General features: G+C 33.8%; 13 protein-coding genes. 6 read left to right on the top strand and 7 right to left on the bottom strand.

Annotation, left to right across the window (positions count from 1 at the left end; genetic code table 11):
- The first annotated feature begins 31 nt into the window (after positions 1-31).
- Positions 32-643: an acyloxyacyl hydrolase gene (locus P2W75_RS12850; RefSeq protein WP_276380756.1), complete on the top strand. Its 612-nt coding sequence runs from the start codon at positions 32-34 to the stop codon at positions 641-643.
- A gap of 55 nt (positions 644-698) precedes the next feature.
- Here P2W75_RS12850 and lgt read toward each other — a convergent pair whose 3' ends face one another.
- The 6 genes from lgt to P2W75_RS12820 form a co-directional block, all read right to left on the bottom strand.
- On the bottom strand, positions 699-1,631 hold the full coding sequence (lgt, locus tag P2W75_RS12845; protein WP_207297153.1) for a prolipoprotein diacylglyceryl transferase: 933 nt from the start codon (positions 1,629-1,631) through the stop codon (positions 699-701).
- 65 nt (positions 1,632-1,696) lie between these two features.
- Positions 1,697-1,936 carry a membrane protein insertion efficiency factor YidD gene (gene yidD, locus P2W75_RS12840; protein ID WP_207297152.1) on the bottom strand — a complete coding sequence of 80 codons (240 nt, stop codon included), beginning with the start codon at positions 1,934-1,936 and terminating at the stop codon, positions 1,697-1,699.
- A gap of 27 nt (positions 1,937-1,963) precedes the next feature.
- Positions 1,964-3,442: a cysteine--tRNA ligase gene (gene cysS, locus P2W75_RS12835; RefSeq protein ID WP_207297151.1), complete on the bottom strand. Its 1,479-nt coding sequence runs from the start codon at positions 3,440-3,442 to the stop codon at positions 1,964-1,966.
- Between the two features lie 54 nt (positions 3,443-3,496).
- Entirely contained in the window at positions 3,497-3,886 is a 390-nt protein-coding gene (locus P2W75_RS12830) for a four helix bundle protein (protein WP_276380755.1), read from the bottom strand.
- Between the two features lie 36 nt (positions 3,887-3,922).
- A complete protein-coding gene (gene folE / locus P2W75_RS12825; protein WP_207297149.1) occupies positions 3,923-4,594 on the bottom strand; it encodes a GTP cyclohydrolase I FolE in 672 nt (223 codons plus the stop codon).
- A 204-nt stretch (positions 4,595-4,798) separates the two neighbouring features.
- Positions 4,799-5,995, bottom strand: a complete 1,197-nt coding sequence (locus P2W75_RS12820) for a pyridoxal phosphate-dependent aminotransferase (RefSeq protein ID WP_276380754.1) — start codon at positions 5,993-5,995, stop codon at positions 4,799-4,801.
- 122 nt (positions 5,996-6,117) lie between these two features.
- Between P2W75_RS12820 and P2W75_RS12815 the strand changes: the two genes are divergently transcribed.
- The 5 genes from P2W75_RS12815 (at position 6,118) to P2W75_RS12795 (ending at position 13,864) form a co-directional block, all read left to right on the top strand.
- A complete protein-coding gene (locus tag P2W75_RS12815; RefSeq protein WP_276380753.1) occupies positions 6,118-7,443 on the top strand; it encodes a PDZ domain-containing protein in 1,326 nt (441 codons plus the stop codon).
- Between the two features lie 202 nt (positions 7,444-7,645).
- Positions 7,646-10,192, top strand: a complete 2,547-nt coding sequence (locus tag P2W75_RS12810) for a gliding motility-associated C-terminal domain-containing protein (RefSeq protein ID WP_276380752.1) — start codon at positions 7,646-7,648, stop codon at positions 10,190-10,192.
- Between the two features lie 29 nt (positions 10,193-10,221).
- Positions 10,222-11,148, top strand: a complete 927-nt coding sequence (locus P2W75_RS12805; protein ID WP_207297145.1) for a type IX secretion system membrane protein PorP/SprF — start codon at positions 10,222-10,224, stop codon at positions 11,146-11,148.
- Positions 11,149-11,158: 10 nt separating this feature from the next.
- Positions 11,159-13,288, top strand: coding sequence for an OmpA family protein (locus tag P2W75_RS12800; protein WP_276380751.1), 2,130 nt, complete (start codon positions 11,159-11,161; stop codon positions 13,286-13,288).
- 93 nt (positions 13,289-13,381) lie between these two features.
- Entirely contained in the window at positions 13,382-13,864 is a 483-nt protein-coding gene (locus P2W75_RS12795; RefSeq protein ID WP_276380750.1) for a hypothetical protein, read from the top strand.
- Positions 13,865-13,936: 72 nt separating this feature from the next.
- On the opposite strand, the gene P2W75_RS12790 is transcribed toward P2W75_RS12795, so the two are convergent.
- Positions 13,937-14,317, bottom strand: coding sequence for a DUF1573 domain-containing protein (locus P2W75_RS12790; RefSeq protein ID WP_207297142.1), 381 nt, complete (start codon positions 14,315-14,317; stop codon positions 13,937-13,939).
- Positions 14,318-14,431 lie beyond the last annotated feature (114 nt).

Genomic DNA, 14,431 nt, shown 5'->3' with positions numbered 1-14,431 from the left:
TTTGCCTATATTTAAATACTGAAAAACAAATATGGTTAGAAAATTACTTTTGGTTTTCCTGTTGCTGTGTTGTGTTAAAAATATAGCTCAGGATCGAAAATCCCGTTTTGAGTTGGGTTTTAATTATGGTTTCGGAAGTGAATTCAGTAATACAGATTATACTTTTACGAATCATTTTTATAAAGTGCAATTATATTATACAATAAACGAAACCAGAAATTTTAAATATGAAATTCTTGTACAGCCCGAGATTAATTTCGGAAAACATCAATTGCTGAACTTTTACTTTGTAAAGCCGGAAACGCCCAATTTTGAAGAAAAAAGAACTGAATATACTAAATTGAAAGATGTTCGCGAATATGTTTTGAATCTGGGATTTTTAATTCGAAAACCGATATCGAAAACTTGCTCTTTTTATGTTTTGGGAAGCGTGGGTCCAATGATCACCGATACAGAAACAGAAAGAATGTCCGAAGGATTTGCTTTTTCAGATGTATTTGCGATTGGTTTTTCTTTTAAAGTAAATAAAATAGCTTTTGATATCCGTCCAGAAGTACGACATGTTTCAAACGCAGGTTTAGGAAGTAAAAATGCAGGATACAATACCAAAAATATTGAATTTGGTGTTTCATATCCTTTCTAATAAAAAAGTCCGGTATTTCGATAATACCGGACTTTTTATATTTTGATAATTTTAATTATGATTCAGCTAAAGGATTTCTCTGTGCTCTAATGATAAAGAAAAGACCAATAATTATAAATGGAATACTTAGCCATTGTCCAGTAGAGAAATAGCCTAAAGAACTTTCTATTCCGCCTTGGCTTTCTTTTACAAATTCGACTATAAAACGAACTACAAATAAAAGCACTAAAAACAGTCCGAACAAAAATCCTGTTTTAAGTCTTGCATTGGTTTTCCAATATAAAAAGAACAAAATGGCAAACACAAAAATATAGCAGAATGCTTCATATAATTGCGTTGGATGTTTTGCTGGAACTTGTGCTAATAAATCAGCAAATTTAGGATCAGTTGCGATTGCGTTGTACGCATCTTTGGGATTAGCGATTTGCGTTGCGTTTACAGCCTCACTTTTACTAAATTGATCGTGCAGAAAACGAATTCCAAAAGCTGAAGTAGTATCATTTCCAATAATTTCTGAGTTCATAAAATTACCTATACGAACAAATATAGCACCGCTTGCAACTGGAATCACAACTCGGTCTAAAATCCATAACATAGAACGTTTTAGGATTTTTTTGCTGTAAAAATACATAGCCAGTATAATGGCAACCGCTGCACCATGACTTGCTAACCCTTGGAAGCCTGTGAATTGGAATTCAGGTTCAAATCTGAATGGAAGAAAAATTTCCATTAAATGATTTCTGAAATACTCCCAGTCATAAAAGAATACGTGTCCTAAACGAGCTCCAATTAACGTAGCTAAAACAGTCCAGACAAATAAAGAATCTAATTTTTCAAGAGATTCATGTTCGCGTTCGAAAATCTTCTTCATCAAGAACCAGCCTAAACCAAAGGCAACTACGAACATTAAACTGTAGTAACGAATCATGAAAAATCCTAAATCGATTCCTTCAGATGGATTCCAAACAATATTTAAGGGTTGTGTCATATAAGTTTTTATGTTTTTTGGTGTATAAAAATAGCTATTTAAATTCGAGATAACTTTATAATAAGTTAATGTTTATGTGAACATTTTTTTTCAGGAACAGGATCATATCCGGTTCTTCCCCAAGGGTGACAGCTTAAGATTCTTTTTATTCCCAGATATCCGCCATAAAACAATCCATGAATCTGCAAAGCCTGAATCATGTAAGTTGAACACGTAGGTTCAAACCGGCATGAAGCAGGAGTAAAGGGTGAAATTGCACTTTGATAAAAACGTACTAATAAAACAAATGGTGTTATCAGTTTCATGATTTATTAGATTTGTTGTAACTGTTTTTATATGGAGAAACTAGTTCCTTCTTTACCGTCTTTTAGCTGAATTCCTAAAGCAATAAGCTGGTCACGAATTTGATCAGATAATGCGAAGTTTTTATCAGCCCTTGCCTGATTTCTCATAGCAATAAGCATATTTATAACGCCTTCTAATTTATCATTGTTTCCATCAGCAGCTTTTTCATCGCTTAGGCCTAAAACATCAAATACAAAGGCATTAATTGCCGTTGAGAATGTTTTTAAATCTTCGGCAGAAATTGTTTCTTTTCCTTCTTTTAATAAATTGATATAACGAACCCCTTCAAATAATTGTGCAATTAAAATAGGCGTGTTAAAATCGTCATTCATGGCATCATAACAAGATTGTTTCCATGCATTAAAATCAACAGAACTTGAATTTCCTGCTGTAATGGTTGGAAGAGCATCAATAGCTTCCATTAATCTTTTATAGCCTTTTTCTGCAGCTGTAATGGCATCATCAGAAAAATCTAATATACTTCTATAATGTGCCTGTAACATGAAAAATCTTGTTACAGAAGCAGAAAATGGTTTGCTTAAAACAGTATTGTCTCCGCTTAAAATTTCTCCCGGTAAGATATTGTTTCCGGTTGATTTTGCCATTTTCTTACCATTTAAAGTAAGCATATTCGCATGCATCCAATAATTTACTGGAGATTGTCCTGTGCAAGCTTCATTTTGTGCAATTTCACATTCGTGGTGCGGGAATTTTAAATCCATTCCGCCTCCGTGAATATCAAAATGATTTCCTAAGTATTTTGTACTCATGGCAGTACATTCTAAGTGCCATCCAGGGAAACCATCGCTCCAAGGAGAAGGCCATCTCATGATATGTTCTGGTTCTGCTCTTTTCCAAAGTGCAAAATCTTGAGGATTTCTTTTATCAGACTGTCCGTCTAAATCACGTGTATTAGCCAGCATATCTTCGATATTTCGACCGCTTAATATTCCGTAATTATTAGTTTCGTTATATTTTACAACATCAAAATAAACCGATCCATTGGCAACGTATCCAATTCCTTTGTCGATAATTTTTTTGATGATTTCGATTTGTTCAATAATATGTCCAGTTGCTGTTGGCTCAATACTTGGCGGTAAAAAGTTGAAAGCTTTTAAAATATCATGAAAATCTACAGTGTATCGCTGTACAACTTCCATTGGTTCTAATTGCTCCAAACGCGCTTTTTTGGCAATTTTATCTTCACCTTCATCAACATCATCTACAATGTGTCCAACATCAGTAATATTTCGAACATATCGAACTTTATAATCCAAATGAAGAAAATACCGGAAGATTACGTCAAAAGACATAAAGGTTCTCACATTTCCTAAGTGAACATTACTATATACGGTAGGTCCACAAACATACATTCCAACATTTCCTTCATGGATTGGTTTGAAATCTTCTTTTTCGCCAGAAAGCGAATTGTATATTTTTAAGGGCTGACTTGTATATAAAGGCATATTTGCTAATTGTTTATTGTTTGTAGTTTGTTGTTTATTGTTTTGGTTGAAGATTTATTTAAATTTTAGTCCCTTGATTTCACATTTATTTAAATAGTTCATCATTGCTCCAATTTTGTTTTTTACCAATTCAACCTTTTCGTTTAGTTTTAAATGTTGTTCTTCATTGATTAATTTTTTATCAAAAGCTCTGTAAGATTGTGATTTTACTTCTCCAGCTGAACCTTTTGCAATGCTGAGAAAGTTAATAAATTCTCTATTACCGTTGCGTTCAAAACCTTCTGCAATATTGTCCATAATTGAGCCTGAACTTCTGTCAATTTGGTCTCTTAAGGGATAATTTGTTTTTAGATTGGTGCTTTGGATTAAGTTTTCAATCTGCTGGCAGATTTCTCGAGCTAATCTCCAAATTTCCAAATCTTCAAATTTTTCTATTTTCGCCATTAGAACAACAAACTATTAACTAAAAACAATAAACTTTTAGAACTGTGTATCTAACTTAATATAATCAAGAAATTCTCTTTTAGTTTGAGGTTCTTTAAATTTTCCACCAAATTCAGAAGTTACAGTGCTGCTTTCGATGTCTTTGATTCCTCTTGAGTTTACACAAAGGTGTTTAGCATCGATAACGCAGGCAACATCTTCTGTTCCTAAAGCTTTTTGAAGTTCCTGAACAATTTGCATAGTCAAACGCTCTTGAACCTGAGGTCTTTTTGCGTAATACTCTACAATTCGGTTCATTTTTGATAATCCGATTACTCTTCCGCTTGAAATATAAGCAACATGAGCACGTCCTATGATAGGTAATAAGTGGTGTTCGCAGGTAGAATAAACGGTAATATTTTTTTCTACCAGCATTTCGCCGTATTTGTAGTTATTATCAAAAGTAGAAGCCTTTGGCTGTTTTGCAGGATTTAAACCGCCAAAAATTTCTTTAACAAACATTTTTGCAACTCGGTTTGGAGTTCCTTTTATGCTGTCGTCTGTTAAATCCATTCCTAAAGTCTGAAGAATGTTTTCAACATCTTTTTTTATTTTTTCTATTTTTTCTTCGTCGCTTAACTCAAAAGCATCCTCTCTAAGAGGGTTTTTTGCATTGCTGCTGAAATGACTGTCACCTATTTCGTCTAAAAAATCGTCGTTATTTATCATTAAAAACTACTATTATAATGTGGTATATCTTTTTAAGGCGGTAAAGATAATTAATAAATGGGAAACCTTTTCTATCGTTTTTATTATTTAATTGATCCTTTTTGGATATAATTTAAATTTAATCCAATAACAGACTTTTATAAAAAGCAAAAGACAATAACTAAGCTAGTTATTGTCTTTTAAAGGTTAAGTTTAAGTTTGTTGTTATCTATTTTTGTATGCCGAAAGTCCCTCTTTTAGAACATTTACAGCACTCACTAGATCTTTTTTGTTCAAAACATATGCAATTCGAACCTGATTAAGTCCCATTCCTGGTGTAGAATAGAATCCTTTGGCAGGAGCAATCATTACAGTTTCTTTGTTTAAATTGTAGCTTTCCAGAAGCCATTGTGCAAAATCATCAGCATTGTCAATTGGCAGCTGGGCGATGCAGTAAAATGCCCCTTTTGGCTTGGTAACTACAACGCCTTCAATTTTATTTAATTCAGCGATTAAAGTGTTGCGTCGTTCCTTGTATTCTGCAATAACTTCATCAAAATAACTTTGCGGAGTGTCGATCGCAGCTTCGCAGGCAATCTGCTCAATAGTTGGCGGACTCAAACGCGCTTGTGCAAATTTCATTACCGTTGCTAAAATCTCTTTGTTTTTAGTAATCAAACAGCCAATTCTTGCACCGCACATACTGTAACGTTTTGAAACAGAATCAACCATGATTACATTTTGTTGCACATCTTCAAGATTCATTACAGAAAAATGCACATCATCTCCATCATATAAAAACTCACGATATACTTCGTCAGCAATCAGATATAAATCATATTTTTTAATTAAACCGGCTAACTGTTTAATTTCGGCTTCAGAATATAAATATCCAGTTGGATTACCAGGATTGCAAATTAAAATTGCTTTGGTTCTTGGTGTAATCAGTTTTTCAACTTCTTCAATACTTGGCAATGCAAATGCAGTTTCAATTGTAGAAACTAGAGGCACTACAGTAGCACTTGTAGAAGAAGCAAACGCATGGTAATTAGCATAAAAAGGTTCAGGAATAATAATTTCATCTCCCGGATCCGTGATTGTGGCCAGTGCAAACAATAAGGCTTCAGAACCACCAGTTGTAACAATGATGTCTTCTGAGTTAACGTTTACGTTTTGGCGCTGGTAAAATTGAGCTAATTTTTTTCTGTAACTTTCATATCCGGCTGACGGACTGTATTCGATAATACTTAAATCAATATTTTTTACCGCCTCGATGGCCACTTCGGGTGTCTTGATATCCGGTTGACCAATGTTTAAATGATACACTTTGTGTCCTTTCTGCTTTGCTAAATCAGCATAGGGAGCAAGCTTGCGTATCGGAGATTCGGGCATGTTTCTGCCTTTGTTAGAAATTGTTGGCATCTTATTTTTTATTGAAGTGCAAATTTGCATTTTTTTTTCGAATTTAACGTAAACAATGCACGGTCTTATAAAAATGTAACAATAATAAATATATTTGCTAATTTTATAATAAAATATTGTCAATGAAAAAATATATCGTCCTGTTTTTTGGGTTATTGCTGCCTTTTTTTATAAAAGCTCAAGATAATTTTATTATACAAAACAACAATAAAAAGGCGATTATCCCTTTTAAATTGATCAATAACCTTATTTTTATTCCGATTAAAGTAAACGGAGTCGAACTCAATTTTCTATTAGATTCTGGTGTTGAAGAGACTATTTTGTTCAGCATGGATGAAATGCAGGAAGTGAAGTTTAATAATGTTGAAAAAATCAAACTTAGAGGACTTGGTTCTGAAAATGAAATTGAAGGATTAAAATCGACCAAAAATACTCTTGAAACACACGGACTAAAATCAGATAATCATATGCTGTATGTGATTTTAGATCAAAGTTTTAATTTATCATCGCATATTGGAATTCCCGTAAACGGAATTATTGGTCATAAATTCTTTAAGAACAATCTGGTTGAAGTAAATTACGAGAAAAAGAAAATCACGGTACATGTGAATAATGACGCTTTTAAAAAGAAACTTGAAAAAAAGTTTAAAGCCATTCCTATCACCATCGAAAAGTCTAAACCGTATATTTATACTACTGCAATTGTCGATAGTGTTGGAATACCTGCCAAGCTCCTGATTGACATAGGAAATAGTGATGCCTTTTGGATTTTTGAAAACAACAAAATAAAACTTCCTAAAAAGAATTTTCCTGATTTTTTAGGTAAAGGTTTCAGCGGCGATATCGAAGGACATCGTGCCCGGATTAAGACATTTACTATCGATGAATTTGATTTTAAAAGACCAATCGTAGCTTTTCCTGATTCAAGTTCTATTCGTAATGTTAAGATGGTTCCAGACCGTATTGGTTCTGTAGGGGGAGAAGTTTTAAAACGTTTTACAGTAGTATTAGATTATGCTGACCAAAAAATTTTTCTAAAAAAGAACAGCAAGTTTAAAGAGCCTTTTACGTATAACAAAAGTGGAATTACAATTCAGCATAATGGTTTGCAGTGGGTACAGGAAACGGTGCACTTAGAAACTGTTAAAGTTTCTACATCAATGAATGAAGCAGAATCGAATCTTAATAACGGAAACAATTTTAGATACAAATTTTCGCTAAAACCCATCTATGAAATTGTCAATATTCGTAAAAATTCTGCTGCGGAAAAATGTGGACTACAGAAAGGGGATATTATAGTCAGTATTAATAAAGAACGGCCTTATAAATATACTCTGCAGCAAATTAATCAGCTTTTAAAATCAGAAGATGATGTTTGGATTACATTAGAAGTTGAAAGAAACAGCCTTATTTTAAAATTCCACTTTAAACTTGAAGATGAATTGTAAATCATTTTATTTTCTGAAGGATTGTTTGGTTGATTTGTTGATTTAAAAAATGTTTTAAGAATTAATAAGAAAAGTAAGTTTTTTTGTCATTTGCTATTATTTCACTATGTTTAACTTAAAATAATAGCGTATGACCAAAAAATACATCAATTTCTTACAATTTGTATTGTTTTTTGTTTTTTTGTCTTTTTTTTCAGAAAAAATGAATGCACAATGTGCAGGCAATGATGGCAATCAGATAATTTGTAACATTTCCGATCCAGTTAACCAATCAGTATCTTTATTTGCCTTACTGGGAGGAAGTCCTGTGCCCGGCGGAACATGGACAGATGATAATGGTTCAAGAGGATTAAACACTTCAACAGGAATTTTAAATGCCCAGCTTATTCGAAGCGGGGGAAGTTATCAATATACCTATACTGCACCGTCTACAGCAGGCTGTACAGATAATAAAGCTACTGTAACTATTACAATTGGTCCGTTTTCAGGAGATCCTGCACCGTATGCCACAAAATGCAGCGATGAACAAACGTTTAATCTGTTTTCGGCATTTAATAGTACAGTCATGAGTCCGCATAATAATGGAGTTTGGACAAACAGCGCTGGACAGGCAGTATCGTCAACCATTTCAATTACTGAAATGCAGGGAACGTATCAGTTTACTTATACTGTGCCGCCCGTTTTAGCTTGTTCACCTTCGCCAGTGTCATCAACAGTAGTTTTAACCGTTTTTAGAGCACCAGAACCTGGTACTCCGGGAGAATTGGCTTTATGCGGTACTACTGATCTCGATGGATATACCTCCTTTGATGTTAGTACACTACTCACCGGACAAGATCCTGGTGGAAGATGGAGCGGACATGGCATAACAGGGCCAACAAATCCAGTTGTTGATTTAAAACAAGTGTATGCTACTTATGGACCCGGTGTATACAACTATTTTTATACTGTTTTGTCTAACGATGCAACTTGTCCAGACAAATCTGCCAATATTGTAATTACACTCGAAGAAAGATTGGATTTTACAGGTGCCACATTAGTTATTGCCGAAGATATTTGTGAAGATGAAATTGCAACAGCAGGTTATTCAGGAGTAATTACAGAAGGAACAACTTCAATTCCGAATGGGCAGTATAGAATTATTTTTAATGTATCGGGACCAAACGGAGGAACAGATTCTACAACTTCTAGTTTTGTAAACGGAAGATTAATTTTTCCAATTAACTCGCAGTTTTTTAGACAAGCAGGAACTTTTACGGTAACCATAACCGATATTTTTTCAACCGATGGAAAAGGAGCTTGTAATAATATTATCAATAATTTATCAGACGATTTACATATTTACAAACTGCCAAATTTAGACAATGCGATACTGACTCCAGATCCAGCCTGTCAGAATAAAAGTTCTGTAGTACAGCTTACAAATGCCGCTAGCCTTGACGATGGGAATTATGACATTGTTTATAATTTAACTGGAGACAATTTTGCTTTAAATCAAACTGCTAACATGACGGTTACTGGCGGAGTAGGAACATTTACCATTCCAGGTAATTTAAATGCAAATAGCGGAGCGTCTGTCATCACTATAACCAAAATTACCAATACTGTAACCACTTGTACCAATAATGCTAATGCAAGAGGTAATATGATAATTAATGCATTGCCAAATGCTTCTGCAGGAGTTATTGTAAATGATGTTTGTCTTAACGATCCTGTCAATGTACGAGTTTGGGGACTGGGAAGTTTAACCGATATTACGCTTTCATACGTATTACTGGGCAGTAATCCTGCACCTGAACAAACTTTGACATTAACCGCATCAGGCGGAAATGCTGATTTTGTAATTCCTTCTGCTTTGCTTTTAAATTCAGGATCAACAGTAGTTTCATTAACAAACCTGAAAAATAATATTACAGGCTGCGATGTTAATTTAACCAATGTTCTAGACAGTTTTATAATAAATCCAATTCCGGCGGCACCAGTTGTAAATCCGCAGACATTTTGTAAAGTCGATGGCGCAACAATTGCTGATTTAATTCCAAATGGAAATCAATTTAAATGGTATGATTCCGCCACTTCAACGACACCTCTTGCAGACACAGTTATTTTACAGTCGGGTAATTATTATGTGAAAGAAACCTCTCCAGCAGATTGTACTTCTGATGCTGCAACAGTATTAATAACCATAAATGATACTCCTGCTCCGGTGCTCAATACAGACGGACAAAATTTCTGCGGATTAAACAATCCAACAATAGCAGATTTGTCCAATAATACCAATGTGCCTTCAACTGTAGTTTGGTATGATTCTCCAAACAACGGAAATTTATTAACGGCTTCAACTCCTTTAACCGAACAAGGAAAATATTACGGATTCGATTTATCGAATACAACAGGCTGTTTTTCGTACGATCATATCGAAGTTACCGTGACCCTTACAGATTGTGATAATGTACCAAATGACTTTTTTATACCAGATGGATTTTCTCCTAATGGAGATGGTGTAAACGATTCATTTGTAATCAAAGATATCGAGTTTTTGTATCCTGATTATACGCTTGAGATTTTCAATAGATATGGAAACGGAATGTATAAAGGCGACAAAAATAAACCGGCTTGGGATGGAATAAATTATGAAAAGAGCGGAATTGGAAGCGGGGTAGCTCCAAACGGAGTGTATTTCTATATTCTCTATTTCAATAAAGACAATAAACCGCCAAAACAGGGGCGTCTTTATTTAAATCGATAATTCCGTTTATGTTATTTAACAGCAGTCAAATGAAAAAAATACTACTTTTTATAAGTTTTCTCTATATAACAGCAGTTTCCGCGCAGCAGGATCCTGAATACACGCACTATATGTATAATATGAGTGTCGTGAATCCTGCGTATGCAACAGGAGTTCCAGCCATGATGAATTTTGGAGGATTATACAGAACACAATGGGTTGGAGCAGTTGGAGCGCCAAAAACATTTACTTTTTTTGCGCATAGTGCTGTCAGCGATAAAGTCGAAGCCGGCTTCTCATTTATATCAGATGATATTGGTGACGGCGCAAAAAAAGAAAATAACTTCTATGCCGATTTCGCGTATGTTTTAAATTTAGGAGGAAGAAATAAACTTTCCCTTGGGCTTAAAGCAGGTTTTTCTTCTATGCAGACCAATTTTAACGGATTCCGTTTTACCGATCCCGAAACAGATTTCGCTTTCGCAGAAAATATAAATGTAACCAAACCGAATATTGGAGTAGGAGCGTATTATTTTAGAGATAATTTATATGTGGGAATTTCGGCACCTAATTTATTGAAGTCAAAATACATTCAAGAAAAATCTGGCTTGAATGCTTTTGGATCTGAAGAAATTCATGCTTTTTTAACCGCAGGATATGTTTTTCAGGTTACTGATATGTGGAAAATAAAACCAGCCTTTATGTCAAAATTTGTAAAAGGTTCTCCTATTTCTGTAGATCTTACGGCAAATGTTTTGTACAACGAAAAATTCGAATTAGGAGCAGCCTATAGAATTGGAGATTCTGTAAGCGGTTTGTTTAATGTTAATGTTACACCTACGCTTAGAGTGGGTTATGCATACGATCATACACTGACAAACTTAGGTCAGTTTAATTCAGGAACGCACGAAATCATGCTGCTTTTCGATTTGGACTTATTAGGAAAAGGATTTGATAAATCACCTAGATTCTTTTAAAATGAAAAATATGAAAAAACTACTCGTTATTATATTCGTATTTTCAATACAGTTTATAAGTGCACAAGATCAAGAATCAGCAAGAGCCAAACGCTTTTTCGACAAAACGTATTATAGCGAATCTATCATTTTATATCAAAAACTAGCTGACGAAAAACCATCGCAGGAAATTATAGCCAATCTAGCCGATTCATATTTTTATACAAATGACCTTGTAAAAGCACAGCGTTATTACCGTCTTCTCATTAAAAACTATAATAATAATTTAGATAGAGAATATTATTTTAGATACGCACAAACATTAAAAGCAACTGGAAGTTATGATGATGCAAATGCTGTTTTAAAAGAATATTACAGCAAATCAACAGATTCTGCAGACATTAAGAATTTTGAAAAAGACCTAAAAACACTTGAAAATGTTACTGCAATAGGAAAACGTTTTGATATTAAAAATCTGGCGATAAATACACCAAACTCTGAATTTGGGGCTTTGAAATACAAAGAAAATTTGGTTTTTACAGGAGTAGACCTAAAGCCGGGATTGTTTGATAAAAAGTTCAAATGGGACAATGCTGCTTATTTAAATTTGGTAACCATTCCGCTCAATAAAATTAATGCTGAAAAACCAATCGTACGTTATTTTGCCCAAGAATTAAAAACTGGAATGCACGAATCAAACGCTATTTTTACCAAGGATGGCAAGACAATGTATTTTACGAGAAACAATTCTAAAAACGGAAAGAAAAAGAAAAACGATAAAAAAATCTCAAACCTTCAGATTTTTAAAGCTGAATTAGTAAATGGAAAATGGAGAAACATTACTTCGCTTCCCTTCAACAGTCCTAATTATTCTGTAGAACATCCAGCTTTAAGTCCTGATGAAAAAGTATTATACTTTGCTTCGGATATGCCGGGTTCTGTGGGATCTTTTGATATTTATTCCGTAAATGTAAATAAAGGCGCTTTTGATACGCCAAAGAATTTAGGGCCAGAAATTAATACTGCAAAAAGAGAACAGTTTCCTTTTGCTTCTGCAGATAATAAACTGTATTTTTCTTCTGACGGACACTTAGGTTATGGTTCGCTGGATGTTTTTGTTTCAGAAATTAATGGAAATGAATATTCAAAACCAGTGAATATCGGACTTCCTTTAAATTCAAACCTCGATGATTTTGCTTTCAATATTGATTCAGATACCAAAGAAGGATTTTTTGCATCCAATAGAGAAGGAGGAAAGGGAAGCGACGACATCTATCAATTTAAAGAAATAAAAGACTTAATTGTAGAAGACTGTAAACAGTTTATTGCCGGAATTATAACGGATGTTGATACTAAATTGGCCTTAGAAAATGCAACCGTAATTCTTCAGGATTCAGAAAATAAAACATTAAATACCATCACGACTTTGGCTGACGGAAAATTTAGTTTTACAGTTCCGTGTGAAGCATCATATAAAATTTCGGCATTTAAAGAAAAATATACAAATGAATCCAGAACATTGACTTTAGATAAAACTAGAGACAAAATAAATGATGGTTCACTAGCTCTTAAATCTGTTGAAGCCATCAAGCAAGAAGAAAAAGAACAGGCAGAAAAGAGACGAAAACAAGAGATTATTATAGAAGAAGAAAACAAGAAAAAAGAAATCTTGGCGGCTCTTGAATTAAAAGAAAAAGAGAAAAAAGACAAAGAAGCGGCCATTGTTGCTGCTGAAGTAAAAAAGAATGAAAAAGTAAAAGAAATTCTGGCAAAGGAAAAAGATGTTGTAAAAGACAAAGACCGTTTGATTATCAAAACTGATCCTATTTACTTTGATTATAATATGTGGTATATCCGTAAAGAATCAAAAGTAGTTTTAGGAAGAGTGGTCGAATTGATGAAAAAATATCCTGGAATGGTAATCGAAATTGGTTCGCATACAGATTCCCGCGGAAATGCTAAATTCAACGAAAACTTATCTCAAAAAAGAGCCAGCTCAACCAGAGATTTTATCATACAATCGGGTATCGATCCTAAAAGAGTGACTGCCAAAGGATACGGAGAATCAGTGCCTATTGTAAAATGTAAAACAGATGATGCGTGCTCTGAAGAAGAACATGAGCTGAATCGAAGATCAGAGTTTGTAATTAAAAACTTGTAGATTTCTGCATAATAAATTTGACTAAGAAGCCTTTTATTTGGCTTCTTTTTTAGTAATTTTATGGTATAACCATGAAAATTTAAATCATCAATTATGAGAAATCTAGTTTTATCCTGCCTGCTTTTACCTTTAGTAGCATTGCAAAGCTGTAAAAACGAAGAAAAACAGAAAGCAGCAGAAGCCGCAAAAGCCGAAGGCGAAAAAGTGGTAAGTACAGAATGTTACCAAGCTCTTTATGAAAAAGATACCATTCAGTTAAAACTGAATACTTTAAAAAATGGGAAACTGACTGGAAATATGATTATGAAAGTCGCTCCTTCAACTGTAAGAACAGGTGAAATTACTGGAGAATTTCATGGAGATACTTTGTTTGCCGATTATACTTTTAAAGACTTAGCCACAAAAGATAAAACGTTTAAAAATCCAATGGCATTTTTAAAACGCGATAAACAATTGATTTTAGGAAACGGAACCATGCAGACCACAATGGGAGTTACGTATTTGGTAAAAGACAAACCAATTGATTTTGAACGTGTAAAATACAAATTCGATAGCGCAGAATGTGCTGATAAATAATCAAAAAGATAATTTATAACCACAAAAAAGCCGTTTCAATTGAAACGGCTTTTACTTTTTTTATAGGGTTTATTATAAAACTTCTCCTTTAATTTTCAAGGCAACACGCCCATCAGGATAATTTACGGCATTGGTTTCAACTGTAATTGTTTTACGAATTGGCCCAGTAGCCATATTGTATTTCACATCAATTTTCCCTTTTTTACCAGGCATGATGGCAGCAGCTGGTTTGGTAACAACTATAGAACTAACAGTCGATTCGGCACCCGTAATTAAAAGCGGAGCATCGCCGGTGTTAGTGAACTCAAAGGAACGAACCCCATTATCTGTTTTAGAAATTTTTCCATAATCAATGGTATTGTCAGGGGCTGCAAATTCAATTTTAGGGCCATTTTGTGCATAACCTATTATACTAAATAATACGACAGCAATAAAAGAGGCAACATTTTTCATTTTGAAATTGTTTTTAAGTTGTAAGTAAATATACATTGTTTTAATTAACACACAAATTATTATTTCGTTTTTTATAATCTACTTAATTATTTACTTTTGCTGTTAGTTATAATT

It is taken from the genome of Flavobacterium sp. H4147 (assembly GCF_029360735.1).
GTDB classification, from domain to species: domain Bacteria; phylum Bacteroidota; class Bacteroidia; order Flavobacteriales; family Flavobacteriaceae; genus Flavobacterium; species Flavobacterium endoglycinae.
Note: the sequence above shows the minus strand (reverse complement) of the source record. Positions and strands in the feature narration are given on the sequence as shown.

Bases quoted from the DNA above. Each gene is read 5' to 3' on its own strand.
- P2W75_RS12850 (WP_276380756.1), top strand. From the start codon at position 32: ATGGTTAGAAAATTACTTTTGGTTTTCCTGTTGCTGTGTTGTGTTAAA.
- lgt (WP_207297153.1), bottom strand. From the start codon at position 1,631: ATGACACAACCCTTAAATATTGTTTGGAATCCATCTGAAGGAATCGAT.
- yidD (WP_207297152.1), bottom strand. From the start codon at position 1,936: ATGAAACTGATAACACCATTTGTTTTATTAGTACGTTTTTATCAAAGT.
- cysS (WP_207297151.1), bottom strand. From the start codon at position 3,442: ATGCCTTTATATACAAGTCAGCCCTTAAAAATATACAATTCGCTTTCT.
- P2W75_RS12830 (WP_276380755.1), bottom strand. From the start codon at position 3,886: ATGGCGAAAATAGAAAAATTTGAAGATTTGGAAATTTGGAGATTAGCT.
- folE (WP_207297149.1), bottom strand. From the start codon at position 4,594: ATGATAAATAACGACGATTTTTTAGACGAAATAGGTGACAGTCATTTC.
- P2W75_RS12820 (WP_276380754.1), bottom strand. From the start codon at position 5,995: ATGCCAACAATTTCTAACAAAGGCAGAAACATGCCCGAATCTCCGATA.
- P2W75_RS12815 (WP_276380753.1), top strand. From the start codon at position 6,118: ATGAAAAAATATATCGTCCTGTTTTTTGGGTTATTGCTGCCTTTTTTT.
- P2W75_RS12810 (WP_276380752.1), top strand. From the start codon at position 7,646: ATGAATGCACAATGTGCAGGCAATGATGGCAATCAGATAATTTGTAAC.
- P2W75_RS12805 (WP_207297145.1), top strand. From the start codon at position 10,222: ATGAAAAAAATACTACTTTTTATAAGTTTTCTCTATATAACAGCAGTT.
- P2W75_RS12800 (WP_276380751.1), top strand. From the start codon at position 11,159: ATGAAAAAACTACTCGTTATTATATTCGTATTTTCAATACAGTTTATA.
- P2W75_RS12795 (WP_276380750.1), top strand. From the start codon at position 13,382: ATGAGAAATCTAGTTTTATCCTGCCTGCTTTTACCTTTAGTAGCATTG.
- P2W75_RS12790 (WP_207297142.1), bottom strand. From the start codon at position 14,317: ATGAAAAATGTTGCCTCTTTTATTGCTGTCGTATTATTTAGTATAATA.